Annotated in this window: 25 protein-coding genes; 2 read left to right on the top strand and 23 right to left on the bottom strand. The window is 39.8% G+C overall.

Annotated elements, in window-relative coordinates; all coding sequences use genetic code 11:
- Window positions 1-79: 79 nt before the first annotated feature.
- Window positions 80-2,533, top strand: coding sequence for a flagellar hook-length control protein FliK (locus tag H5122_RS16295; protein WP_182682693.1), 2,454 nt, complete (start codon window positions 80-82; stop codon window positions 2,531-2,533).
- A gap of 2 nt (window positions 2,534-2,535) precedes the next feature.
- Window positions 2,536-2,844 (top strand): EscU/YscU/HrcU family type III secretion system export apparatus switch protein, encoded by a 309-nt coding sequence (locus H5122_RS16300; RefSeq protein ID WP_138488715.1) that lies wholly within the window; start codon window positions 2,536-2,538, stop codon window positions 2,842-2,844.
- A 29-nt stretch (window positions 2,845-2,873) separates the two neighbouring features.
- Here the strand turns inward: H5122_RS16300 and H5122_RS16305 are convergent, their stop codons facing one another.
- The 23 genes from H5122_RS16305 to H5122_RS16415 form a co-directional block, all read right to left on the bottom strand.
- Window positions 2,874-3,275, bottom strand: coding sequence for a DUF2802 domain-containing protein (locus H5122_RS16305; RefSeq protein WP_024595394.1), 402 nt, complete (start codon window positions 3,273-3,275; stop codon window positions 2,874-2,876).
- Window positions 3,276-3,292: 17 nt separating this feature from the next.
- A complete protein-coding gene (locus H5122_RS16310) occupies window positions 3,293-3,790 on the bottom strand; it encodes a chemotaxis protein CheW (protein ID WP_002959294.1) in 498 nt (165 codons plus the stop codon).
- A 24-nt stretch (window positions 3,791-3,814) separates the two neighbouring features.
- Complete coding sequence (locus H5122_RS16315; RefSeq protein WP_182682694.1) at window positions 3,815-4,606, bottom strand: chemotaxis protein CheW; 792 nt, start codon at window positions 4,604-4,606, stop codon at window positions 3,815-3,817.
- Window positions 4,607-4,609: 3 nt separating this feature from the next.
- Window positions 4,610-5,380, bottom strand: coding sequence for a ParA family protein (locus tag H5122_RS16320; RefSeq protein WP_182682695.1), 771 nt, complete (start codon window positions 5,378-5,380; stop codon window positions 4,610-4,612).
- A 12-nt stretch (window positions 5,381-5,392) separates the two neighbouring features.
- Window positions 5,393-6,352 carry a flagellar motor protein MotB gene (locus H5122_RS16325; protein ID WP_182682696.1) on the bottom strand — a complete coding sequence of 320 codons (960 nt, stop codon included), beginning with the start codon at window positions 6,350-6,352 and terminating at the stop codon, window positions 5,393-5,395.
- A 1-nt stretch (window position 6,353) separates the two neighbouring features.
- Complete coding sequence (locus H5122_RS16330; protein ID WP_024606204.1) at window positions 6,354-7,118, bottom strand: flagellar motor protein; 765 nt, start codon at window positions 7,116-7,118, stop codon at window positions 6,354-6,356.
- Window positions 7,111-8,274 carry a chemotaxis response regulator protein-glutamate methylesterase gene (locus H5122_RS16335; protein ID WP_182682697.1) on the bottom strand — a complete coding sequence of 388 codons (1,164 nt, stop codon included), beginning with the start codon at window positions 8,272-8,274 and terminating at the stop codon, window positions 7,111-7,113. The genes H5122_RS16330 and H5122_RS16335 overlap by 8 nt, the downstream gene beginning before the upstream one ends.
- 58 nt (window positions 8,275-8,332) lie before the next feature.
- The gene (locus tag H5122_RS16340) at window positions 8,333-10,552 is read right to left on the bottom strand and encodes a chemotaxis protein CheA (RefSeq protein WP_182682698.1); all 2,220 of its coding nucleotides are present in this window, start codon (window positions 10,550-10,552) and stop codon (window positions 8,333-8,335) included.
- Window positions 10,553-10,567: 15 nt separating this feature from the next.
- Window positions 10,568-11,341 carry a protein phosphatase CheZ gene (locus H5122_RS16345; protein ID WP_149602298.1) on the bottom strand — a complete coding sequence of 258 codons (774 nt, stop codon included), beginning with the start codon at window positions 11,339-11,341 and terminating at the stop codon, window positions 10,568-10,570.
- Window positions 11,342-11,358: 17 nt separating this feature from the next.
- The gene (gene cheY, locus H5122_RS16350; protein ID WP_004588308.1) at window positions 11,359-11,742 is read right to left on the bottom strand and encodes a chemotaxis response regulator CheY; all 384 of its coding nucleotides are present in this window, start codon (window positions 11,740-11,742) and stop codon (window positions 11,359-11,361) included.
- A 40-nt stretch (window positions 11,743-11,782) separates the two neighbouring features.
- A complete protein-coding gene (locus H5122_RS16355; RefSeq protein ID WP_182682710.1) occupies window positions 11,783-12,493 on the bottom strand; it encodes an RNA polymerase sigma factor FliA in 711 nt (236 codons plus the stop codon).
- Between the two features lie 26 nt (window positions 12,494-12,519).
- Window positions 12,520-13,380 carry a MinD/ParA family protein gene (locus H5122_RS16360; protein WP_002959312.1) on the bottom strand — a complete coding sequence of 287 codons (861 nt, stop codon included), beginning with the start codon at window positions 13,378-13,380 and terminating at the stop codon, window positions 12,520-12,522.
- Window positions 13,373-14,854 (bottom strand): flagellar biosynthesis protein FlhF, encoded by a 1,482-nt coding sequence (gene flhF / locus H5122_RS16365; protein WP_182682699.1) that lies wholly within the window; start codon window positions 14,852-14,854, stop codon window positions 13,373-13,375. Before flhF ends, H5122_RS16360 begins: the two co-directional genes overlap by 8 nt.
- A 21-nt stretch (window positions 14,855-14,875) precedes the next feature.
- A complete protein-coding gene (gene flhA, locus H5122_RS16370) occupies window positions 14,876-16,987 on the bottom strand; it encodes a flagellar biosynthesis protein FlhA (protein WP_039484610.1) in 2,112 nt (703 codons plus the stop codon).
- Window positions 16,988-17,059: 72 nt separating this feature from the next.
- The gene (flhB, locus tag H5122_RS16375; protein ID WP_024596365.1) at window positions 17,060-18,190 is read right to left on the bottom strand and encodes a flagellar biosynthesis protein FlhB; all 1,131 of its coding nucleotides are present in this window, start codon (window positions 18,188-18,190) and stop codon (window positions 17,060-17,062) included.
- A 9-nt stretch (window positions 18,191-18,199) separates the two neighbouring features.
- Window positions 18,200-18,979 carry a flagellar biosynthetic protein FliR gene (gene fliR / locus H5122_RS16380; protein ID WP_024596364.1) on the bottom strand — a complete coding sequence of 260 codons (780 nt, stop codon included), beginning with the start codon at window positions 18,977-18,979 and terminating at the stop codon, window positions 18,200-18,202.
- 2 nt (window positions 18,980-18,981) lie between these two features.
- Entirely contained in the window at window positions 18,982-19,251 is a 270-nt protein-coding gene (gene fliQ / locus H5122_RS16385; RefSeq protein WP_002959325.1) for a flagellar biosynthesis protein FliQ, read from the bottom strand.
- A 40-nt stretch (window positions 19,252-19,291) separates the two neighbouring features.
- Entirely contained in the window at window positions 19,292-20,032 is a 741-nt protein-coding gene (gene fliP / locus H5122_RS16390) for a flagellar type III secretion system pore protein FliP (RefSeq protein WP_182682700.1), read from the bottom strand.
- A gap of 4 nt (window positions 20,033-20,036) precedes the next feature.
- Window positions 20,037-20,420, bottom strand: a complete 384-nt coding sequence (fliO, locus tag H5122_RS16395) for a flagellar biosynthetic protein FliO (RefSeq protein WP_002959331.1) — start codon at window positions 20,418-20,420, stop codon at window positions 20,037-20,039.
- Window positions 20,417-20,815, bottom strand: coding sequence for a flagellar motor switch protein FliN (gene fliN, locus H5122_RS16400; protein ID WP_002959332.1), 399 nt, complete (start codon window positions 20,813-20,815; stop codon window positions 20,417-20,419). Before fliN ends, fliO begins: the two co-directional genes overlap by 4 nt.
- Before the next feature lie 20 nt (window positions 20,816-20,835).
- Window positions 20,836-21,927 carry a flagellar motor switch protein FliM gene (fliM, locus tag H5122_RS16405; protein ID WP_002959334.1) on the bottom strand — a complete coding sequence of 364 codons (1,092 nt, stop codon included), beginning with the start codon at window positions 21,925-21,927 and terminating at the stop codon, window positions 20,836-20,838.
- A gap of 9 nt (window positions 21,928-21,936) precedes the next feature.
- On the bottom strand, window positions 21,937-22,467 hold the full coding sequence (fliL, locus tag H5122_RS16410) for a flagellar basal body-associated protein FliL (protein WP_182675139.1): 531 nt from the start codon (window positions 22,465-22,467) through the stop codon (window positions 21,937-21,939).
- 57 nt (window positions 22,468-22,524) lie between these two features.
- On the bottom strand, window positions 22,525-24,546 hold the full coding sequence (locus tag H5122_RS16415) for a flagellar hook-length control protein FliK (protein ID WP_182682701.1): 2,022 nt from the start codon (window positions 24,544-24,546) through the stop codon (window positions 22,525-22,527).
- Window positions 24,547-24,600 lie beyond the last annotated feature (54 nt).

Genomic DNA, 24,600 nt, shown 5'->3' on the forward strand with positions numbered 1-24,600 from the left:
TTAGGCGTTAGTCTACCATAATGATAGGGTAATACGAATATTGCTTTATAATCGATTAACAAAAACTTGATTTAAAATAATGAATACACCAACGCAAATAACATTATCTAACTCATTGGTTATCAATCAATCTGCTCACAGCCAGACCAATGAGTTACCACAGTTACCTAGTGAGGTACTTGCGGCTAAAAACATCCAATTTTCGAAAGACTCGATTACGCTTGATGTATTTATTGATAAGCATTGGCAAACATTAAGGCTTGGCACTACAAGCGCACCACAAAACCTGCAAAAAATAGTCAGTGCTAACATACAGATCAGCCCTGATGGTAAGCAGCTCAACATCTCGCCAAACAGTACAACCCTTACTTTAAATCAGCCAGTACAATTGCAGCGCTTGTTAAATTATGTAAGCACGGGCACTGAGGTACAAAGCCAACCAATGGATGTACAAGTTGCTGTATCCCCTTCTCCCAAGTTAGTTATTGATAAACTCAACGCAAGTATTGCCATAAATAAAGACGTGGCCCAGTTACTTACAACTGAACAGCCTTTAAAAGTAGTTGTTAGTACGACTAATAAAGGCGCACAGATTAATATTATTAACCGCTTTGCTGATACGGTTCACTCGCAACCACTTAGCCAAACTAAACTTACTAATTTACTCGCGGCCTTATTACCCAGTGCGCAGCTTCAAGTAACACCAAAACTGGCTATTTTAACTCATCCTCAAAAGTCAGGTTCATTTACAACACCTATTACTAATCAACAACTTGCCGAGCTACCTAATACACCTATTAAAGTAAATTTAGTGAACCAGGCAGATAAATTATTTATTAAAACCGATACAAACAATATAAAAGTAACGCTTAACAACTCATTCTCAAAACCATTTAACGAGTTACTTTTAGCGCAAAAAAGCAATGCACCTGAAGTAGCCGTTTCTGCGAGTAATATTAAAGTAAATCCATTATTGACCCTAAATAGTCCAATAAAATCGTGGCTACAAAATAGTTTTAGTGATTTAAAAACGCGAATTAATGATGCGGTTAAATATTTTGAAAATAAGCCTTTTGCTACAATAAGTAAATCTGAGTTAACGCAGCTATCAACTTCGCCCGCGCAACAAAAAACGTCTTTAGCTATACAACTGAGTGAATCACCGCTAATTAGAGTTAACATTACTCAAAGTGTGAGTACTGCGTTAAATAACAATACGAGCAATATTTTGCCAGAGCACTTTTCAAGGCTCCCGCCGATTGTACAATTAACGCAACTAGTAAAAGGAAGTGTTAGTGTTTGGCAAACATCTGCAAACACAGCAGCAACGTACACGCCAATAACAAATAATTCTACTCCAGGTGAAGTGGCGAGCGCTAAGCCAAGTGATTTAAAAACAAGCCAATTAAGCTCCCTTATTACTAGTGAAAACAGTAAATCGAACACCTTGCTTAACCCTACCAATGAAGTAGTCACTAAGGGACTTACCACCTCCTCAGCACAGCTTGCAATAAACGATAACAATCAAAACAACACAAGCACAGTGAACACTAAAAGCATTACCTTGTTAACTGAGCCGTTATCTAATGCGCCCTCTCGTAGTCAAATGCTACAACCAATAGAAGCAAAACTATTAAGTACATTATTAAAGCTTCCTGATGCCACAACCCCTACAGATAGGTTGGCTTACAATAAACAACTTTTAAGCAGTCAAATTACTGATATTACAAATAAGGCAACAAAAGACACCCCTGATTTAACTCGCTTAATTAATCAAGCATTTAACCGTATGGTTTCAAGTAATAACACAAACCCTGCAACCATACAGCGTGAGATACTTGCTACTTTACAGCCCACTCAACTAGCGGGTGATATGCTGCAAAGTAGTTTCACTAAAGGGCTTGAGCAGGTGGCTGTGAGTATTTTAGCTGCGCCTCTGATTAGCCAATCAGTAACGCCTATCAGTTTTAATAATCAAACTGGCTTAGATGCTCTCTTACAAGTACTTATACCTACTTTTAAAATGGGTAACACGGGAGCAAAAATGCTTGAACAGCTTCAACAAGCTCAAGTGCAAGCTTTGGCCAGCGAAATCGTACACGTTAAAAACACACTTACCCAAGTGAGTGTCTCAACACCAAATCAACAGCCAGACACAAACCCGCTTGCACAATTTTTATTACCGATGAGATTACCTCCAGAAGCAGCCCAAACAGAAATAACACTTGGACAGTATAAAAAGCCAAGCGCCGGTAAATTAGAAGATAAAAATGTATGGTTTGTCAGATTAAACTTTGATTATGCCCAACTTGGGCAGCTACAAATTACTGCAGAGTTAATGGATAAAGCACTCGATTGCCAGCTATTAGCCTCGAGCCAAGAAGTAAGTGCAATTGCTCACCCTCACTTAGATAATTTAAGATCAAAACTAGCTAAACATGGCTTACAAGTTGGCGAGCTCAATTTAAGGCGAGGCGATGCCAACAATCAGGCATTCTATAAATCTCACGCAATTATTAATATTAAGGTTTAGCTATGAGTGAAACACCGATTAATAAATCAGCCATTGGGCTTTTGTACGAAGCTGGTAACACACCCACTGTAAGTGTTAAAGGGTTTGGTGAATTAGCTGATGAAATAATAGCAGCGGCGAAACTAAAAGGAATTATGATCCACGAAGATGCAGCACTTGCTAAAACGTTGTCGCATTTAGAGTTAGGAGAAGAAATTCCTAAAGAGCTTTATTATGTTATTGCAGAGCTTATTGCGTTTTCGTATGTATTAAGAGGTCAATTTCCGCCAGGTTGGCAGGATTTTCAAGGTAAGTTAAATATTAAGGCTTGAGCCAATTTATCCGCACATAAAAAAAGGCGCTAAGCACCTTTTTGTTTATGTAATGAAAATAGTAATTCGGCTTCTGCTCGTGGTAGTTCGCACTCGCGTATTACTTCATCAAGGTCTGCACCTAACTCAACCATTTTTACAGCACGAGAGTAAATTTTAGCATCAGGGTCATCGTATTTTTGCGCCGCTTGCTGTTGCATTAAATCTTGATTTTGTTGTTCGACTTCAAGCACTCGCTTACCAATACTTAAGAGCCCGGTTCTAATCTCCGAAATCTCACTGCGCAAAATATGAGTCTGCTCAGAGCTATCTTTAAGCTGCTGCGATACAGCATTAATTTCATTCGCGTGTTTATTTTTTAATGCAATAATTAACGCCAGCGATATAAGTCCTACCGCTAACGCTGATATAGCTATACTAAGTAACACCATAATTTATTTGGTAAAGCTTATATATCGCTTAACTCATCCCATTCGTCATCACTGAGTAACTTATTTAAATCAACCAAAATCAGTAATTCATTATCGCGGTTACAAACACCTTGAATAAACTTAGCGCTTTCTTCAGTACCAACATTTGGCGCACTGTCGATTTCAGAGCTGCGCAAGTAAACCACTTCCGATACGCTGTCGGCTAAAATACCAATAACTTGCTCTTCTGCTTCAATAATTAAGATGCGAGAGTTGTCAGTTGCATCAGCAGCTAGCAAACCAAAACGTGCACGAGTATCAATAACGGTAACAACGTTGCCGCGTAAGTTAATAATACCAATCACATATGAAGGTGCACCTGGTACAGGAGCTATCTCTGTATAACGAAGTATTTCTTGTACTTGCATTACATTTACGCCGTAGGTTTCTTCCTCTAGCTTAAACGTAACCCACTGTAAAATTTCATCGTTATTATCTGCGTTTTTATTTGCTGACAGTAATTTATCTTGATTCATGCTATTACCCCGTAATGGTCATTACTACTGACGGCTATCTAAGCCTTTCTCTAATAATATATTTAAATTATCTACGTCTATCAAAGCACACATTTTTTCTTTTATAACGCCAGCAAGCCATGGGCGCTTGCTTTTATTTGTACGCCATTTTACATCTTCTTTACTCAATGTAATGTTATTTATCAACTTTTCAGCTAATAAACCCCACTGGCTATCACCTAGTGTAATCAAATATTGATAATCTAAAGACGCCTCTAATTTATCATCATATTTTTCTGGCATAACCCAACGCGCAGTATCAACAACATTAAGCTTTTCTTCTCTGTTGAGCATAACGCCTTTAAACCATTTCGGCTTACCAAACAAATGATTTACTTCACCTAATTGATGTATTCCACCAAGTGCTTTTAATGGCACAGCCAAGGTCAAGCCAGCAACTTCAAAAAACAATGCCTGAAATTCACCATCAAAATAGTCTGATTGGCTAGTAGTTACAATCTCCAGCTCTGGCTTTTCTATAGTAGTAATTGCAGGTGCTATTACTTCCTCGTCAACCACTTCATTAACTTTTTCAGTTTTAAACGCTGGCTCAGCTATTGGCTCAATTTCAACATTGAGCAAGTCATTATCAAATGTACTCTCTGCTGCTTTTAATTGTTCTTTAGGTTTTGAATGAATATGCTGTTGTGAATCATCTGGGATTTGCTCAAGTAATTTTGCAACTGGCTCAAGGTTATCTACAGGCTCATCTTCACATAACAAAGCCCCGAGGTATTGTTTCATTACTTTTTCATTAGCAAACAATTGCTTACTCATTCATTAACCTTGTTCAATTAAATATTCTAGCAGTGCTTTATATGCGTATACACCGCGCGAGCGAGGACAAAACTCTACAGGTACTTTTTGTGCAAAGCTTGCATCTCTAAATTTGGTATCCACCGGTATCACACCTGGCCAAACTTTATCACCATATGTACTTTGCAATGTTTTGTATGCTTCTAACGATGCTTTAGTACGTTTGTCGTACATGGTAGGAATTATAGTATATTGATAATCTTTTGCTTGAGAGGATTGCATCAAATCCATAGTACGCATCATTCTATCAAGCCCTTTGAGTGCTAAAAACTCCGTTTGCACTGGCACTAAAATTCGCTCACTTGCTGCAAGCGCATTGACCATTAACACCCCTAAAACTGGAGGGCAATCTAAAATGGCATAATCGTAATGTTCGCTAATTTTTGCAAGCGCTTTTTTTAGTATTAACCCCATCCCTGTTTTATTACCCATACTTCGATCAAGCGTAGCTATTGCCATAGTCGCAGGTAAAATATCCAAGTTTTGAAGTGTTGATGGACACAAAGCTTGGAGTATCTCTTCACTTTGCATACTTGTACCACGGGCAAAAATATCGTACACACTGACTTCTAAATCCTCTGAGTCAATGCCAAAGTAATAAGTGAGTGACGCATGAGGGTCTGTATCTATAAGCAATACACGTTTACCTTGTAATGCCAAAATACCGGCAAGGCTCACTGCGGTTGTTGTTTTACCAACCCCTCCTTTTTGATTAGCGACAGTCCAAATCTTCACATTACATCCTAATTACTGTTCATTGCGCGTTGTTATGCGAATACCACCATGAGGCAAACGAATTATTTTTATTGTATCGTCATCTGAAGGAAGTTCAATTTCAGGTTCAATCACTGCAGGCTCATCAGCTTGCCCGTCACTTTTAACCTCTTGCTTTGGCGGTAATCCATACTTAGAAAGTGCGATAACAACTTTACGATTTTCTGCGCGCCCTTGTTCTGTATCGTTACTTGCAAAAGGTGAATATTGGCCATAACCTTCTATCGCCATTCTAGCTGAATTAATGCCTAATGCTTCCAGCTCTACTAAAATTGACGTGGCTCTAGCTACCGACAGCTCCCAGTTCGAACGAAATATCTCATTACGAATACTTTCATCATCAGTATAACCTCGTACTCTTACATAGTTATCTACTGGTGCAATAATATCTTTAACAATCTTGACGACCTGTTTTGCTCGAGAGTGTGCAACTGAACTACCACTTGAAAATAACATACCTGAGCTTAGCTCTATAATCAGCCAATCTTGGTTAAGCTCTAAACTGGCTTCTCCACCACGGATTTCATCAATAAGCGCTGACTGTAATTTAATTAATAAACTATCAAGAGGTTTGCCTAAATACTTTTGCTGGATGTTGCTTGTATCACTTTGGCCGTCGAGTAGCTCAGGACCTTGCTCTTCTTTTAATATACTTTCGCCATAAAGAACTTCTTGTTCAGGTGTCACTCTATCTGTCAATATTCCATTACCGTTGACACCTTCACCTTGCTGGGAGTATTGGCGAGCTGACTTATCAAAAACCTGTTCAAGGGAATCTGACAATATTTGGAATTGTTCTTCTTTATTAATCGCTATCGCATACAGAACCACAAAAAAAGCAAACATAATAGTCATGTAATCGGCATACGATACAAGCCAACGTTCGGTATGTTGACTTTTAGCAGCAGAGTGACGAAGTCGTCGGCGTAACATGTTATTCGTCCACTAAATTAGGGCGCTCTACACGATAGGCTTCAAGCTTTAATTCTATATTTACTGGGCTTTCACCTATGCTTATTGCAATAACGCCTTCTGCAAGCATTTCATGGTAAAGCATTTTTTGCTCTACACGCTGTTTTAACTTATTTGCCATAGGTAAAAACAATAAATTAGCTAAACCAACACCATAAATGGTCGCAATAAATGCCGTTGCAACGCCGGCGCCAAGCATTTGTGGATCGGTAATAAACGACATTGCCTGTATTAAGCCAAGCACCGCACCTAAAATACCAATGGTAGGGCTGTAACCCCCCATTGCTTCATAAACACGCGCGGCTTCAAGCAAACGATCGCGCTCTAGCAGTAAATCAATTTCAAGCGTGTCACGTAGTTTTTGCTCTGAGCAGCCATCGACAAGTAAGCTTAAACCTTTTGCTGCATACGCATCTGGGTGAGCTAAAGCTTCATTCTCAAGCGCTAAGTAACCTTCTTGACGTGCTTTATGAGACCATCGTTTAACTTGCTCTATTGCGTCTTCAATATCGTATTGTGGTGCAACAAAAACCCACGAGCTCATATTTAGCATCTTTTTGAATGTGCTAGCAGAGGTTTGCAACATAACAGCGCCAAGCGTGCCACCTAGTACAATAATAAGCGCAGGGCCATTAAATAAAGCTGAAACAACACCGCCTTCTAAAGAATAACCTAGACCTATTGCACTGAGTGCTACCAATAGTCCAAATATTGAGAGTTTATCCACAACCTACCTCTCTCATTATACGCGCTGCAACATCGCTCAATGCTAAGCTTTCACTTGAAAGCCCCGCATTAGCAATTGCTTGGGGCATTCCATAAACGACACAGCTTTTCTCATCCTGTGCCCAAATAGTTGCCCCCGTTTGTTTTAACATTCTTGCACCATCACGACCATCAGCGCCCATACCTGTTAAAACAATAGCAAGTACATCGCCTTGATACGTTTTAGCTGCACTAGCAAACGTTACATCTACGCTTGGTTTATAACTTATTCTCTCGCTATGATCTTCAAATACGCGCAGCGTTCTATTTGCTCCACGCCCCTCTACCATCATCTGCTGCCCGCCAGGCGCTAAATAAGCAGTTCCTGGTTGTAAGCGATCGCCTTGTTGTGCTTCTTTCACTTTTATTTGGCACAAACCGTTTAAGCGCGCTGCAAACGCAGGTGTAAATGCAGCGGGCATGTGCTGAATAAGTAAAATAGGGAGAGAAAAACTAGCAGGCAATTGAGTCAATATAGTTTGCAGAGCAACAGGACCACCTGTAGAAGTACCAATAGCTAAAAGTTGATATTGTTTTCCACTTGCTCGCATTGAGGCAACATTTGAACTTGTCGATGCAGCAGGCGCAGCTCTTTGAAAGCTTCTATCAGGCTGCTTGATTTGAGTTGTTGACGTGCTTGCTCTTTGCGAAAGTGAACTTGTTGGTTTAGTTGAAATGACTGGTTTAGCTGGTGTTGCCGCTCTGAATGTTCGCGGTAAACGTCTTCGCCCTATATCTTTTACTTTACTTTGCAAAAGCCTAATTGCATCTTCATTATTGCGCGCAATATCTTCAAATTTTTTCGGTAAAAAATCCATTGCGCCAGCATCTAACGCATCAAACGTTGCTGTTGCACCATCACGTGTAAGTGATGAAAACATTAAGATAGGAGTTGGGTTACTCGCCATTATCTCTTTAACTGCGCTAATACCATCAAGCACAGGCATTTCGACATCCATGGTGATCATGTCAGGACGCAATTGAGCTGCTTTCTCAACAGCCTCTCTGCCATTAACAGCAAAGCCTATAACTTGTATATCGCTATCTTGCTCAAGGATTTCGCTTACTCTACGGCGAAAAAAGCTTGAATCATCAACAACTAAAACTTTAACGGCCATTTAGCTCTCTTATTAAATTTATGCGTAGGTATATATTAAATATATACCTACTTTATTATTAGCCTGCGTAATGTTTTAACATGTTTGGAACGTCTAAAATCAGTGCAATGCCGCCATCCGAAGTTATTGTAGCGCCTGCCATACCTGGCGTTCCTTGAAGTAACGCATCAAGCGGCTTAATCACTACTTCTTCTTGGCCAATTAATGAATCAACAACAAAACCAATTTGTTGCGTACCAATTTGTACAATAACGACGTGACCCTTAGATTTTCGCTGAGAACGATCTGAGCCTTTTACTAACCAATGCTCAAGGTAAAATAACGGTATCGCCTTTTTACGCACAATAATTGTTAATTGCCCATCAACTACATTCGTCTTCGTTAAATCTAAATTGAATATCTCACTAACACCAGCCAGTGGTAACGCAAATGTTTGTGCGCCAACAACGACCATTAATGTCGGTAATATAGCCAAGGTAAGTGGTACTTTTATTTCTAAAATAGTACCGACACCAAGTTCAGACTGAATGCTTACTGAGCCATTAAGTTGCGTGATCTTAGTTTTAACTACGTCCATTCCTACACCACGGCCTGAAATATCAGATATTTCTTCTTTTGTAGAAAAGCCAGGTGCAAAAATCAGGTTATATGCTTCGGTGTCAGAAAGTCGACTCGCTTGGTCATGATCGAGTACGCCTTTACTAATTGCAATTTTTTTCAGTTTTTCAGCATCCATACCTGCACCATCATCTTTGATGGTTAGCAAAATATGGTCGCCCTCTTGAGACGCTGATAAAGTAACATTACCTGTTCTAGACTTACCTGCAGCTTCACGGACAGCGGGCATTTCAATACCATGGTCAACTGAGTTTCTAACTAAATGCACAAGCGGATCTGCAAGTGCTTCAACTAAGTTTTTATCTAGATCGGTTTCTTCACCAATAAGCTTTAAATCAATATCTTTATTTAAGCTACGTGCTAAGTCGCGTACAACGCGAGGGAAGCGACCAAATACTTTCTTAATTGGTTGCATTCGCGTTTGCATAACCGCACCTTGAATATCTGCAGTCACTACATCTAAGTTAGAGATTGCTTTACCCATCGCTTCACTGTCTGAGTTAGTCGCTAAACTAACCAAACGATTTCGTACAAGAACTAACTCACCAACCATATTCATAATTTGATCGAGTCGTTTTGTATCTACGCGAACGGTGGTTTCTGCAGCTGGTGGCGCTGATTTTTTTGGAGCTGCTGCTGGTGGTGCTTTAGCTGCTGGCTTCTCTGGCGCTTTTTCAACTGGTTTTGGAGTATGAGCTTTAGCTGGCGCAGCTTTTTTTACTGGTTCACTCACTTGTTTAGCTGGCGGTGAAACAGGTTCAGGTTGTTTTGCAGCTGGCGCACTTTCTATCGATTTAGGAGCAGTGCCTTTACCATGAAGTTCATCAAGAAGCGCTTCAAATTCGTCATCACTAATTTCATCATCTGATGAATTAACTGTATTTGCCGCTGGTGTAGCTGGTTCTACAGGTGTTTTATTGGCATCATTTTGTTCAGGTTTGCTCGTAACTTCACCAAAACTGCCAACACCATGTAACTCGTCTAATAAGCTGTCAAATTCATCATCAGTAATATCACCACTAAAATCACTACTACTTGCTACTGGTTTTTCAACTGCAGGACCTTGTCCTTTACCGTGTAGCTCATCAAGTAAGCTTTCAAATTCGTCTTCAGTGATTTCATCTATTTCAGCATCGCTAACCGAAGGCGCTCCGCTAAATAGTTCATCAAATGCAAACGGATCTTCATCATCAGCTACCGGTGTATCCACCACTTCATTATGAGGTTGTTCAACCTCTGTTTGTGAAGAGGCTTCAGTGGCTTCGGCTTCTGTTGGAGGTAGACCTAAGATATGAAGAGTATGAAGTAATTCAGGATCTGCAGGTTCAGGCTTGTCTCTGTTTTGGATAGTCGCAAACATCTCATTAATGGTGTCTAGTGCTTGTAAAATAACATCCATTAACTCTGAGTTGACTGTTCGCACGCCTTGACGTAGTAAATCAAATACGTTTTCAGCACCGTGACAAGCATCAACAAGTTCTGTCATAGCTAAAAAGCCTGCACCACCTTTTACAGTGTGAAAACCTCTAAATATAGCGTTTAGTAACTCGGTATCTTCTGGATTATTTTCCAGCTCAACTAACTGTTCAGATAAAAGCTCTAGGATTTCTCCAGCCTCTACAAGAAAGTCTTGTAAAATATCTTCATCGACTTCAAACATGCAGTTACTCTCCTCTTAGAAGCCCAAACTTGATAAAAGATCATCAACTTCATCTTGATCAGATACAACATCATTACGCGATTCTTTATCAATAATAGGGCCTTCAGGACCTGCTAAAGTTTGTGTGGCAACTGGTTCTTTTATTTTTTGTTGTTCTACTTTATTCGCGGTGCTGTTAGTGTCGTCTTGTTCAGCAAACGCAGTTAAAAGATGCAGTAAACTTTCTTCTACTTCCCTAACAAGTTCAATAACACGGCGAATAACTTGACCTGTTAAGTCTTGATAGTCTTGAGCCATTAGTACATTTGTCATTAAGCTTTGAAGCTCATCAGTCTTATGATGAGAGTTGTTCATAAACTTATCGATGCTATGGCAAAGTTGCTTAAACTCACCAAGCTCAATCTCGCGGCTCATTAAACGATCCCATGTCGGTTTGATATGAGATATTTCGTCCGCTAACTGTTGGGCTATAGGAAGACTCGCTTCCACTGCATCCATTGTTTTATTAGCCGCATTTTCTGTCATTTCTATAACATAATTAAGCCGCTTTTTAGCATCTGGAATCGCATCTGTCGTTATATCAGTTAAGCGAGTATCAAGCTCAAAACTTTTAAGGGCTTCGTGCAGTTGACGAGTCAACTTTCCAACTTCAGCAAATAATTCAGATTGCTCTTTAGAAGCAGCCTCTAAAATCAACTGATTTGCTTTGTCTTGCTCATCATTTTCTAAAAAAACAACGAGCTGACGAGCTTGTTCTAACGTTATTTGAGGCGCAGCTGGTGCTGGCATAAGCCTCTCCCCCATCATTAGCCTAAGCGTTCAAATACTTTTTCTAATTTAGTTTTTAATGTTCCAGCCGTAAATGGCTTAACAATATAACCATTCACGCCAGCTTGCGCCGCAGCTATTATTTGTTCTTTTTTAGCTTCTGCCGTTACCATTAATACAGGGATATGTTTTAACTTCTCGTCTGCACGTATTGCTCTTAAAAGATCAATACCCTGCATTCCAGGCATATTCCAATCCGTAACTACAAAATCAAACACTTGATTTTGCAACATAGGCAAAGCTGTAGACCCATCATCAGCTTCTTGAACGTTAGTGAAACCTAAGTCACGTAACAGGTTTTTTATAATGCGTCTCATCGTTGAAAAATCATCAACTACAAGAATTTTCATGTTTTTATCCAAAACATCCCCCAGTGAGGTATTAACCTTTGTTTACTTACTACTAATTTATCCAGTCATTGATTTTAGCTTTAAGCTTAATCATCGCCTGACCATGTATCTGACTTACACGCGATTCACTTACATCGAGTATATGTCCTATTTCTTTTAAATTCATTTCATCGTTGTAGTACAAAGAAAGCACCATTGCATCACGCTCTGGTAATGACTTAATTGCACTTAGCAAAGACTCATTAAACCTATCATTTTTAACATTATTAAAAGGTTTATCTTGTGCTAAATCTTGGCCTACAGGAGTAATAACATCCTCATCTACACCAAGGTCTTCAATGCCTAATATTTTACTCGTATTCGCATCATTTAAAATATGATGGTACTCATTGAGCGAAATTTCAAGTTTTTCAGCAACTTCTATGTCCGTTGGTTCGCGGTTCAGACTACTTTCGAGCTCAGTAATTGCTTCTGCAACTTGCCTGTTTTTACGGTGAACTGAACGAGGAGCCCAATCACCACGGCGCATTTCATCAAGCATAGCACCGCGAATACGAATACCTGCAAAAGTTTCAAAGCTTGCGCCTTTTGTTGCATCAAAGTTTTTCGAAGCTTCTATTAAGCCTATCATTCCTGATTGAATTAAATCATCAAGTTGAACGCTAGGTGGTAATCGAGCAATTAGATGACATGCCACTTTATTAACAAGTGATGCATGCTTCTCAACAATCACATTTAAATTTTGTGTTGATTGATATCCCATAGCTCTATTCACCAGTGTTGTCATAATTAACCGTTTACTAGTTTCTCAATGAAAAACTCTAAATGCCCAGATGGTTGGTTGGGTATTGGCCATTTAACTGCTTTTGTTGCCAGCGTTTTAAACGCAAGAGCGGCTGGCGAATTTGGAAAGAGCTCTACTATTACTTTTTGACGACGTGTTGCTTTGCGCATATTTTCATCATAAGGAACCGTTGCTACTAGCTCCATTGATACATCTAAAAAGCGGTCGGTAACTTTAGATAGCTTTGCAAACAATTCAGTGCCTTCACGCATACTGCGCACCATATTGGCAACAATTTTAAATTTATAAACGCCGTGCTCACGACTTAATACTTTAATAAGTGCGTAAGCGTCGGTGATTGATGTCGGCTCATCGCATACAACAACCATTACATCTTGCGCTGCACGCGAGAAGCTCAGTACCATGTCTGAAATACCAGCAGCTGTATCTACAATTAAAATATCAAATTCGGTATTCAATTCGCTAAACGCACGAATTAGCCCAGCATGCTCAGATGGTGATAATTCAACCATACTTTGCGAACCCGATGTAGCGGGTACAATTTTAATTCCTGCAGGGCCTTCAACTAAAATTTCATCAAGCTCACATTCACCAGACAAGACATGTGACAGGTTACGCTCTACACGTAAACCAAGCATCACATCACAGTTTGCTAAACCCAAGTCAGCATCCAGCACTAATACTCGATTACCTTGCTGCCCAAGTGCAATAGCTGTATTTAGAGAAACATTTGTTTTCCCTACTCCACCTTTACCACCGGTTACAGCGATAACTTTTACGCCGTTGTTATTGTTTTGACTCATTTTGCGCAGGCCGCTTGCTTGATCTAATACTGTGTTAATCATACATCCCTACTGTGCTTGGCGCCACTGCTTGGTGCCTTGAATGTTGTTCTTTTGTTCTTTTTAAATATAATTGCTCAGCCTTTTTAACTAGTTTCTCAGCATTTGCAACACGAATATCCTCTGGTACTCGTTGACCATTAGTAAGATACCCTATTGGAAGGCGATTTTGAATCGCAATACTAATAATCTCACCCAAACTTAATGATTCGTCTAACTTAGTGAAAATACAGCCACTTAACTGTACTTTTTTAAAGTGACGTACAGTTTCTTGCAATACATTAATTTGTGCTGTCGCGCTAAGTACTAAGTAGCTGCGAATATCTACACGTTGGTTACGCATTAACGTGTTTAATTGCTCAGTTAAACGTAAATCTCGCTGGCTCATACCTGCTGTGTCAATTAATACTAGACGTTTATTTCGTAAATGATATAAAACTTCAGCTAATTCATTAGCATCTTTAACTTGCTTAACACCACAACCAATAATACGACCATATGTTGCAAGTTGTTCATAAGCACCAATTCTGTATGTATCAGTGGTTATTAAGGCCACTTTATCGGCACCATATTTTTGTGCGCCTAGAGCTGCAAGCTTAGCAACAGTCGTTGTTTTACCCACACCTGTTGGACCCACTAACGCATATACACCACCTTGGCGAAGTATTTCATTATTGGTTGTTTGCATTTGATCTTCGACCATAGTTAACAATGCTTTCCAACCTTGCTTACGAGACACGTCATCAGGTACAAAACATGCCATTTGCTGTGCTACTTCTTTATCGATACCCATACCGACTAAACGGTCAACCATACAAGCACGTGTTGGATCGCGACGCGCCATATCTTGTTGCATCAAGCCTGATACTTGGTGCTCAAGTAATTGACGAATTGCGTTCATTTCTTCACGCATTGTTGTCATTTCTTCGCTTTCATTATTAGGTGCTTGTTGGCGAGTGGTTACTGGGCTATCTAAATCATCAAAGTCGCGGTCTAAATCATCAAAACCTAAGCTATCCGCTTGAGTTTGTGGACGAACTGGCGCAGCAGCTTCAGGAGCAAACATATTTTTAGTACGCTGCCCCATATCAGGTTCTTGATAGTTATCAGTAGTATCAATACCCGATTGTGAAAACATTGATGCAAGCTCAGGAGAACGAGGACGCGGTGATTGACGCTCTAATAATGCTTGTAGGCTGTCAGCAACCTTTGCTTGAGGCTCAGGCTTGGCACGCTGTGGCTCTGGTTTTACAAAATTATGCATGCTTTGTTGTGGCGCCTGAGTACGCGGATCTACAGGGCGTTGTGGTTGCGCTGCTACTTTAGGGGCTGCTTTGTCATAATCAACTGCCGCTACAATTTCTACACCGTTAGCCAGTTTTTTATTTGACATAATAACCGCATCAACACCTAACTCATCTTTAACTTCTTTAAGTGCTGTGCGCATATCTTTAGCAAAAAAACGTTTAATTTTCATGATTCAACCCCTGTTAAAATCTTATTGTTGGCCTACCGAGCTTACAATTTTGATCTGTCTTTCGTCTGGTACCTCTTGATAAGACATCACTCTCAATCCTGGAATGGTGTACTTAACAAAACGAGATAACACAGTGCGTAACATTCCTGACGTTAGCAATATAGAAGGTTCGCCGGCCATTTCTTGATTTTGATGCGCTTGTGTCAATGACACTTGAAGTCGCTCTGCAAGTCCTGGCTCAATACCGGCACCTTCATCGCCTGCATTTTGTAATGACTGATGCAACATTTGTTCCAACTCAGGCGCCAAGGTTATGACAGGGATTTCTGATGACATTCCCACCGCATCTTGAACAATTAATCTACGCAGTGAAATACGCACTGCAGCCGTTAATACATCAGGGTCTTGACTACGTGGGCCATACTCAACAAGGGTTTGAACAATTGAGCGCATATCGCGAATAGCCACGCCTTCATTTAATAAATTTTGTAGTACTTTTACAATAGCAGTTAATGGCAATACATCAGGTACTAGTCCTTCCACTAAGCGAGGATGGCTTTTAGCAAGCATATCAAGTAGGTTTTGAACTTCTTCATGCCCTAGTAATAACGCTGCACTGTTAGTTAATAACTGGCTAATATGAGTGGCAACTACCGTGGCTGAATCTACTACGGTATAACCTAGTGATTGTGCTTCATCTTTTTGATCTGGCTTGATCCATACTGCATCAAGGCCAAACGCAGGATCTTTTGTTTCAACCCCTTTAATTGGACCAAATACTTGTCCTGGATTAATCGCTAGCTCGTCGCCATGCTTCAGCTCGCTTTCACCGGTTGAAACCCCCATTAGCGTTATTCTGTAAGCATTAGGGTCAAGCTCTAAGTTGTCGCGTATATGTACCGGCGGTACTAAAAAACCAAGCTCTTGAGAAAGCTTTTTACGCACCCCCTTAATACGATTAAGTAGCTCACCACCTTGTGATTGGTCCACTAACGGAATTAATCTATAACCGACTTCTAAGCCAATTACGTCAACCTGTTGAACGTCATCCCAGCCTAGTTCTTTTTGTTCTTGTTTATTAGCAACACCCGTTGCAACGCTTCCGCCATTAGCGGCCTCTTCAGCTTCTGCCGCAGCAGCTTTTAATTTACTTTGCTGTGTGTAGTAAGCTAAGTAACCCAGTAACGCACCCAAACTTAAAAAAGCAATATGCGGCATACCAGGCACTAAGCCCATGATGATCAAAATACCAGATGCAATAAAGAGTGACTTTTCGTTGCCTAGTTGTTTCTTAAATTGGTCCCCCATATTGAGCGACTCATTTTGGCGTGTAACAACAATCGCGGTACCAATTGAAAGTAGTAAGGAAGGGAGTTGAGCAACTAAGCCATCGCCAATGGTAAGTAATGTATATACTTCCATTGCATTGCCAAAACTCAAATTGTGCTGGATCATACCGACAAATAAACCACCAACAATATTGATGATTAGTATAACAATACCTGCAATCGCATCACCTTTTACAAATTTACTCGCACCATCCATTGAGCCGTAAAAATCAGCTTCGCGAGTTACTTCCTCGCGGCGGTCACGCGCTTGTTCTGCGCTGATAAAGCCTGCGTTCAAATCGGCGTCAATTGCCATTTGTTTACCCGGCATTGCATCAAGGGTGAAACGCGCAGATACCTCAGAAATACGACCAGCACCTTTAGTAATTACTACAAAGTTAATAATGATCAGGATTAAAAACACAACCAAACCAACAGCGTAATTACCACCGATAACAACTGAGCCAAACGCTTCAATTACTTTACCGGCAGAATCACCACCATTATGGCCTTCAAGTAACACAACTCGAGTACTGGCAACGTTAAGTGCTAAGCGCATAATTGTAGCGATTAGTAATACAGAGGGAAAAATACCAAATTCAACCGGCTTCATCGTGTAAACAGTTACAAGTAAAACCACTAACGCGAGAGCAATATTAAACGAGAAAAGGATATCGAGTAAAAATGGCGGTAGTGGTAAAATCACCATTCCCAAGGCAGCAAGCACAAGCAAAGGTGTACCTACCCCTTTGGCATAGTCTTTTTTGTCTCTGTTAAGTTGTTGTAATACCGCTTTAAAACTCATAATTCTACAATTTCAAAAAATTGACACTACGTAGAATTTGCAATAACTATTCCAAGTTACTCAGTTAACGGTTTAATACTTGTAGGCATCGGGGATTGGCAGCTTTTTATTGAGCTTAGTTGGACGTTTTCCGCGCCCTTTATTAAAGCGCTTTAGCTGAAATACATACGCTAAAACTTGCGCTACTGCGGTAAATAGCTGATCGGGTATTTGCTCCCCTACTTCAGCCGTATGGTAAAGCGCTCGGGTCAACATGGGGGATTCTAATATAGGTACTTCATTCCCTATTGCTACTTTTCGAATTTGCATCGCCATTTCATCAATGCCTTTAGCAAGTACTATAGGCGCACCTGCGCGCTCCGTGTCGTATTTTAATGCTACAGAGTAGTGAGTTGGGTTGGTAACAATAACATCAGCGTCAGGAACATCTTGCATCATGCGGTTTTGCGACATTTGCCTTTGTGTTTGCCTAATGCGCGCTTTTATTTGCGGGTCACCTTCAGAATTTTTATACTCATCTTTAATTTCTTGCATTGTCATTTTAAGTTGTTTGTTATGGTTGTAACTTTGAAATGGCGCATCAATGGCGGCAATAACAATTAAAGTGCACGAAAGGCCTAAAAACATCCACCCTAAAATCTCTAAGGCATGAATAATATTACCCGGTGCACTTTCTAAGCTTAAATGCAGTATTTCATCAAAATAAGTATTAATTAAAAACACAGCAAAACTTGCAACCAAACCAAATTTTAAGAGTGACTTTACAAGCTCAATAGCCGCTTGTGGACCAAACATCCGCTTAAAACCCTTCATTGGCGACATTTTACTTGCTTTAGGTGCAGCAGCTTCCCAGCTAAAGTTAAAACCACCGAGTAACGTATTACCAATAAATGCAGCCAAAACGATAATTAATACAAACATAGCCATAGGAAACATTAACGCGTCTGCAACCTCTCCCCACACGGCAAACATTTTAGTGGTATCAAAGGCTTCGTTGCGGTTTAAGCTAAGGGTTCGGCCCATTACATTGTATAAACCTTTACCAATTTCAGGACCATACATCAAAAGCGATATAGCTGAAAAAATAAGTACAAACATGGTACCTAACTCTTTTGAGCGTGCTATTTGGCCTTTCTTTTTAGATTCTTCAAGCTTTTTGGATGTGGGTTCTTCTGTTTTTTCTTGTCCTGAGTCTTCAGACATGACTTTCTCCTAAGGTGAGCAACCAACTAAAGTACACATTAGCTCAACCATTTTTAACCATTGAAACTCAAACTGAGTAACAAAGTTACCTAGTGTCGCCCAAATAATAATAAGTCCCGCTACCAAGGTAAACGGAAAACCGATAGAGAAAATATTTAATTGCGGCGCTGCACGCGTCATAATCCCAAACGACATATTAATAACGAGCATAGCGGTAAGCGGTGCAAGTGAGAGTACCAGTGCGGTAGTAAACATCCAGCCGCCCCAGGTCACTATGTCCCAGTAATGATCTACAGACCACCATGTGCCATCAATAGGTAGCACTTGAAAGCTATGTACCACCATTTGAATCATCATTAAATGACCGTTAAAAGCAAAAAATAACAAGGTAGCCAAAATAAGGAAAAACTGGCCAACCGCTGGGACGCTTGCGCCATTAGAGGGGTCAATAACCGAAGCAAAACCTAAACCGGTTTGCATCGCAAGTATTTGCCCTGCTAACACAAAAGTATTTAATAAAAGTATAGATGCAAAACCAATAGCAACACCAATCAGCATTTGTTGAATAACGACTAAAATCATCTCAAATGAAAATAAATTAGTGAATGTAGCGGGCGGTAGAACAGGAACAACAAGAAAAGTTACAACAACTGATAACCCCATTTTTATCCGTGTAGGGACATTTTTAGCACCTAAACCAGCCATAATCATAATCATTGAGCTAATGCGTACCAGGGGCAGCAAAAAATCGCTCAACCATTGAATAACGACAGCAAAGGGGTATTCCACGTTTAACCTGCAATTTCAGGAATAAGTAATACTAGGCGAGTAAAAAAATCCATTAGTTCTTGAGTAAGCCAGTGCCCACCTACAATAAGCGCACTAATGGTAATTAATAAACGAGGTAAAAAGCTCAACGTTTGCTCATTGATTGATGTTGCCGCCTGAAATACAGCAACCACTAAACCAATAATTAGGCCTGGGACTACAATTGCAGACACCAATTTAATAACTAAAAACAGCGCGTCACTTAGAATATCAACAAAAATTTCCGGTTCCATGTTGTACTCCTATTGTTGGGTCATGTTAATGCTTTGCATACTAAGTCCCTAAACCAAAGCTTTTAGCTAGAGTCCCCATCACTAAGCTCCAACCATCAACAAGTACAAACAGCATAATTTTAAACGGTAAGGACACTATCATGGGGGAAAGCATCATCATACCCATCGCCATTAAGACCGAAGCGACCACTAAATCAACAATTAAAAATGGGATAAAAAACATAAACCCAATTATAAATGCCGTTTGCAGTTCGCTGGTTACAAAGGCCGGTATTAACACTATTAATGGCGTATCTTGTGGCGAATTTAACTGATCGTAACCAGCAATTTTAGCAAACGTTTCTAAATCTTTTAAACGCACCTGTGAAAGCATAAATGCTTTCATTGGCTCTTTAGCAATCTCTAAAGCCTCTACTGATGTAACCTGCTCATTTAAGTAAGGCTCTATAGCTCGCTCGTTTACCTGCTGATAAATAGGCGCCATTATAAAAATACTTAAAAAAAGTGACATACCTAATAACACTTGGTTTGACGGTGTTTGCTGTAAGCCAATTGCTTGGCGCAAAATGGCGAGTACAACAATAATTCGTGTAAAAGAGGTCATCATAATTATGGCGGCCGGTATAAAACTCAGCGCCGTCATAATTGCTAAAACTTGTAACGTTACTGAGTAATCTTGCGTGCCATCAGCGTTTGTTGTAATAGTAAGGGCATCAATTCCTTCTGCACTTACATTTGGTACAAACACCATGGCAAAAATAATAAGCAGCCACTTTGTCATAGGTTTAATTCTTTTTATTTTGGTTTGATTGCGGGTTTAAAAGTTTACCAAATCGTTTAGCGAGTTCAGGCAGTTCTTTTTCACTTAATGGGGTTTCTAACTTGTGTAAATAATTAATACTGTGGGGAGTTACACCAAGCAAATGCTGAGCATTATCTATCTCAACAACCATTAAACGCTCGCGAGAACCTAAAGGTAGACTTCTAACTACTTTAAACTCATCACTATTTGCTAAATTAGGGTTAAGCTTTTTAACAAAAAATGCCAGTACAATAATCAGCACTAGCACCATTACAAGCGACAGCACCATAGAGAGTATATCCCCAGTGGGTGTTGCCACATCTGCTTTTGAAAAAACGGTAGTCGTTAAAGCAACTAATAAGCTCATCGTAATTTTTTGATCCGCTCTACTTGGCTTATCACGTCAGTTAAGCGAATACCAAATTTGTCGTTTACTACAACTACTTCACCATGAGCGATTAAAGTACCATTAACTAGTACGTCTAACGGCTCACCCGCAACACGGTCAAGCTCAACAACAGAGCCTTGATTAAGTTGCAGTAGGTTACGAATATTGATTTTAGAGCGCCCTACTTCCATTGAGATAGTAACGGGAATATCTAAAATAGTGTCGAGTTTTCGTTTTTCATCACCACTCATTTCGTGTTTTGAATCACTTAACTCATCAAGCTCTGCAACATGTGCTTCGCCACTATCATCTGGACCTTCGGCTTCTGCTAATGCTGCTGCCCATTCATCCATTGTGTCTTGATCATCGCTCATACTTTTAACCTTTTAATCAATTACCAGTCTAAGTCTACACCGTCAGAGAGGTGTAAATCATCTTCTAGTTCTGCTAATTCTGCATCTGAGTCAATTTTCTTGCCGCCTTTGGTAAATACATGCAGCTCAGATTTAACTGAATCAGGTCGTTTAATTTTTTCACTAATTTGAAGCGCAACATTATCGCGAGACCGACCCATCTTGGCTCTAAATGTAGGGAGCTCCTCAACAAATACGGTTATATGCTCAGGCATTTCAACCGGAATAATATCACCTGCTTTTAATTCCATAATTTGCTTTAAGGTCAAATCAACTTCAAGTAACTGAGTCGACATATCAACCTCAACATCCATTATTTCATCGCGAAGTGCTTTGCTCCAACGTAAGTCGGTATCCTCTGTATCAGATTGAACACCCGCATCTAAAAGCTCTCGGATTGGCTCAAGCATCGAATACGGAAGTGCAATATGAAAATCGCCGCCACCGCCATCAAGCTCAATATGAAAAGAGCTAATAACCACAACTTCTGTTGGACTTACAATATTCGCCATAGCTGGGTTTACTTCTGAATCGAGATATTCAAACGATACATCCATAACCGGTGCCCATGCTTCTTTATAATCTTCAAAGATTATTTTAAGGAGCATTTGTACAATCCGGCGCTCTGTTGGGGTAAATTCTCGGCCCTCTATTTTTGCATGATAACGCCCGTCACCACCAAAAAAGTTATCTACCAAAATAAACACAAGTCGTGCTTCCATGGTAATCAGGCCAGTGCCTTTTAAAGGCCTAAAACGGACCATATTTAAACTGGTTGGGACAAATAAAGTATGAATATACTCGCCAAACTTAATCATTTGCACGCCGTTAATAGACACCTCTGCGGTGCGACGCATCATATTAAATAGGCTAATTCGCATATGACGAGCAAAGCGTTCGTTAACAATTTCCAGCGTCGGCATACGACCACGTACGATCCGATCTTGCGAAGAAAAATCGTACTGAAGCGTACTTCCCCCGCCATCTTCACCTTCGTGTATATCTTCCTCTTCAACGTCATCAACACCATGTAATAGCGCATCAATTTCGTCTTGGGATAATAAATCGCTCACGCTAACCCCTTATTGCATCACAAAGCCGGTAAACAATACCCGCTCAATTACTTTGCTGCCTTCAACATCATTTAAAGCCGCTTGGACTTTTTCAAGTGCAGAAAAACGAAGTGTTTCTTTACCAGAGCTCGTACTTAATTCATCAGCTGTTGTAGTAGAAAACACACTCAATAGCGTCCCTTCTATTAGTGGAATATGTTTTTTGGCTGTTTCCTCGTTTACTTCACCACGCACTAATAACTGCACTTTAATTTGTACAATTCTATCGCGACTTGAACCTGGCACATTAAATACAAATGGGCGTGGCATAGCCACATATAAAGCACTACCAATTTCAGCTGAATCAGTAGGCTCAGCTGAAGCTGCATCTGTTGATATTGCAGTCTCTTCATCTAAGCTTTCAACTGGCGCATCCGAACCTGACATAAAAAAGTAACCCGCTGCACCACCTACAATAACTAGTACAGCTAATATGATTATTATTAGTTTCTTTTTACTTTTACCGGTTTCTTCGATTTCTAAACTTGCTTCTTCAGCCATCATGATTCCTTTAATCGCAAAGGTACTTGCTTGTTTTAACTATTATAATAGCAGTACTTAGGCATAGTAATCTATTGATGATGAAGTTTGTTGTCGAGAACTTTGTGCAGTGTTATTTGCTTGCTCGCCGTTTTCATCATTAACTGACTTATTATTAGCCAAATTACCTTGGGCTCCACTCTCACTTTGCTCAGCTGTTTCACCACCTGATTGCCCATAAGAAATAGTGCTTTCACCAAGCTCTAGCCCTTGTTGCGCTAACATTTCACGTAAGCGCGGCATTGATTGCTCAAGTGCTTCTTTGGCTTGCTGGTTTTGTACAACAAAGTTTATATGTGCTTGTTCTGCATCGCTACGAATACGTATTTGCATGCTGCCCATTTCTGGAGGATCGAGGCGAATTTCTGCTTCTTTATTATTAATGCTCAACATTGAGCTAACGCGCTCTTGCAGTAATTTAGCTGCATCACTTTTAACAATATTAATTGCCTGCATTACAGCTGGATCAATACTTACTTGCTTAACTTGTGATGTACTTTGTAATTGTTGAGTTTGTATTATTTGGGTATCAAGTAAGCTCTGCTCGTAACTTAATGAGTCGTATTGGCTTAATGTGCTCGTTTGCTGAGTATTTAAAGCGGCTGTAATTTGCGTAAATACTTGTGCTACGCGTGTAGGAGTTTGTTCTGCCGTTATTTTTTTAAGCCCATCTTTTTGTAACTCTTCAAATGATTTTAATAAATCATCACGCTTAGCTGAGGTTGCTACGGCTTTATTAATATCCGCGCCTTCGTTTGTAGATGCCTTTAAGCTTAACTTTTGTGGATCATATACTGTATTAGGAGTCTCTGAGGCCACAAACGTTTTTGAGTCTGATTTAGCGGTATCAGCAAGCCCTATTTCAATAGAAGCTTTTAACTCATTAATTGTTTGCTTAAGCACTGACAACTGCTCGCCTTTAGGCTGCTCTGTTTTAATATATGCGTTTAATTGCGTTAATAAACTTTGTTTATCAGCTGTATTAAGTGAATTTATTTCTGCGCTAAAAGAGTGTTTTGTTACCGTGCTTTGCGCTTTTTCGTTATCAGTAATAAATTGTGCAAGCATTTGCTTAAGATTTGAAGTGTTACTAGTTGCGCTATTTGTTGAATTAGTATTCTCTAATACCTTAACTTGCGCGTTAAGTTGTGAGCGCTGCTCAGGCGTTAAACTAGCAATAACGCTATTAGCTTTAATTAAGCTCGCATCTTTAGTCATTAACGTATCTATTGCTGCATTATTATCACCTTCAGTTGTGGCTAAAGGAGACAGAGTAACACCCGCTTTGTCGGTGGGTGTTGGCAAAACTATATTATTTTTATCAGCAGACTTATTTTGTCCTAGCTGCTCTTTAGAACTCATTAATGCAAATTCAGGTTTTTCTAATGTAGAGCCAGGGCTGTCATCGGGCTTTTTATTTATAGAATTTAATGGCCCTTCAATAGCTTCAGCAACATCACTTTTTCGATGCTTGCCTTCATTTAATGGTAAAGAGTTCAAAGGTAGTGGGCTTAAGTTATCGCTTTTTGAATCAATTAATTTAGCCGTTTTAGAGTCTACATTAGTGGCAATTGGATTTTGCACTACACTGGCTGTATTCGCTTCTTCAGTCGTTACTTCATCACTTGTATTAGCAGATAAAATTACTGAGGTGGTTTCTAACTCTGCATTTTCTGATTCTAAACTGTTAGTTGCATCGAACGGCTTATTAATCGAGGTGCTCATTGCTTGTGCTGAATTAATTTGATCAAGCATCTCAACAGATACAAAAGTAACTTCGTCTGTTGTTATTTCATCTAGCTTTACGCTCAGATTTTCATTTTCTTCTGGCTGTTTATGCTTAGGTATGGCAATCGAGTTTTCGGCATCGGGATTTTTATTGCCCTTAAGCAAAGGCCTCATAGAGTTATGTGCTTCGTTTAGCTGGCTTAAAAATTCCTCGCCTAAATTTCCTTCGCCATTAGCTAAGCTATTGTCTTTAAAAGCTAACAGTGAATCTTTTTCAGAAGAAACTAAAAACGAAATGTTATTCATCGCCATAAATCACCTAATACCATTACGGCAATATGCCACCGCATACCGCCAAAAGTTAAA

It is taken from the genome of Pseudoalteromonas sp. SG43-8, assembly GCF_014164245.1.
Classification (GTDB): Bacteria; Pseudomonadota; Gammaproteobacteria; order Enterobacterales; family Alteromonadaceae; genus Pseudoalteromonas; species Pseudoalteromonas distincta.

What these genes read in the sequence shown, in the direction of transcription:
- H5122_RS16295 (WP_182682693.1), top strand. Translation starts at nt 80, where the DNA reads ATGAATACACCAACGCAAATAACATTATCTAACTCATTGGTTATCAAT.
- H5122_RS16300 (WP_138488715.1), top strand. Translation starts at nt 2,536, where the DNA reads ATGAGTGAAACACCGATTAATAAATCAGCCATTGGGCTTTTGTACGAA.
- H5122_RS16305 (WP_024595394.1), bottom strand. Translation starts at nt 3,275, where the DNA reads ATGGTGTTACTTAGTATAGCTATATCAGCGTTAGCGGTAGGACTTATA.
- H5122_RS16310 (WP_002959294.1), bottom strand. Translation starts at nt 3,790, where the DNA reads ATGAATCAAGATAAATTACTGTCAGCAAATAAAAACGCAGATAATAAC.
- H5122_RS16315 (WP_182682694.1), bottom strand. Translation starts at nt 4,606, where the DNA reads ATGAGTAAGCAATTGTTTGCTAATGAAAAAGTAATGAAACAATACCTC.
- H5122_RS16325 (WP_182682696.1), bottom strand. Translation starts at nt 6,352, where the DNA reads ATGTTACGCCGACGACTTCGTCACTCTGCTGCTAAAAGTCAACATACC.
- H5122_RS16335 (WP_182682697.1), bottom strand. Translation starts at nt 8,274, where the DNA reads ATGGCCGTTAAAGTTTTAGTTGTTGATGATTCAAGCTTTTTTCGCCGT.
- H5122_RS16340 (WP_182682698.1), bottom strand. Translation starts at nt 10,552, where the DNA reads ATGTTTGAAGTCGATGAAGATATTTTACAAGACTTTCTTGTAGAGGCT.
- H5122_RS16345 (WP_149602298.1), bottom strand. Translation starts at nt 11,341, where the DNA reads ATGCCAGCACCAGCTGCGCCTCAAATAACGTTAGAACAAGCTCGTCAG.
- H5122_RS16355 (WP_182682710.1), bottom strand. Translation starts at nt 12,493, where the DNA reads ATGGGATATCAATCAACACAAAATTTAAATGTGATTGTTGAGAAGCAT.
- H5122_RS16360 (WP_002959312.1), bottom strand. Translation starts at nt 13,380, where the DNA reads ATGATTAACACAGTATTAGATCAAGCAAGCGGCCTGCGCAAAATGAGT.
- flhF (WP_182682699.1), bottom strand. Translation starts at nt 14,854, where the DNA reads ATGAAAATTAAACGTTTTTTTGCTAAAGATATGCGCACAGCACTTAAA.
- flhA (WP_039484610.1), bottom strand. Translation starts at nt 16,987, where the DNA reads ATGAGTTTTAAAGCGGTATTACAACAACTTAACAGAGACAAAAAAGAC.
- flhB (WP_024596365.1), bottom strand. Translation starts at nt 18,190, where the DNA reads ATGTCTGAAGACTCAGGACAAGAAAAAACAGAAGAACCCACATCCAAA.
- fliQ (WP_002959325.1), bottom strand. Translation starts at nt 19,251, where the DNA reads ATGGAACCGGAAATTTTTGTTGATATTCTAAGTGACGCGCTGTTTTTA.
- fliP (WP_182682700.1), bottom strand. Translation starts at nt 20,032, where the DNA reads ATGACAAAGTGGCTGCTTATTATTTTTGCCATGGTGTTTGTACCAAAT.
- fliO (WP_002959331.1), bottom strand. Translation starts at nt 20,420, where the DNA reads ATGAGCTTATTAGTTGCTTTAACGACTACCGTTTTTTCAAAAGCAGAT.
- fliN (WP_002959332.1), bottom strand. Translation starts at nt 20,815, where the DNA reads ATGAGCGATGATCAAGACACAATGGATGAATGGGCAGCAGCATTAGCA.
- fliL (WP_182675139.1), bottom strand. Translation starts at nt 22,467, where the DNA reads ATGGCTGAAGAAGCAAGTTTAGAAATCGAAGAAACCGGTAAAAGTAAA.
- H5122_RS16415 (WP_182682701.1), bottom strand. Translation starts at nt 24,546, where the DNA reads ATGGCGATGAATAACATTTCGTTTTTAGTTTCTTCTGAAAAAGATTCA.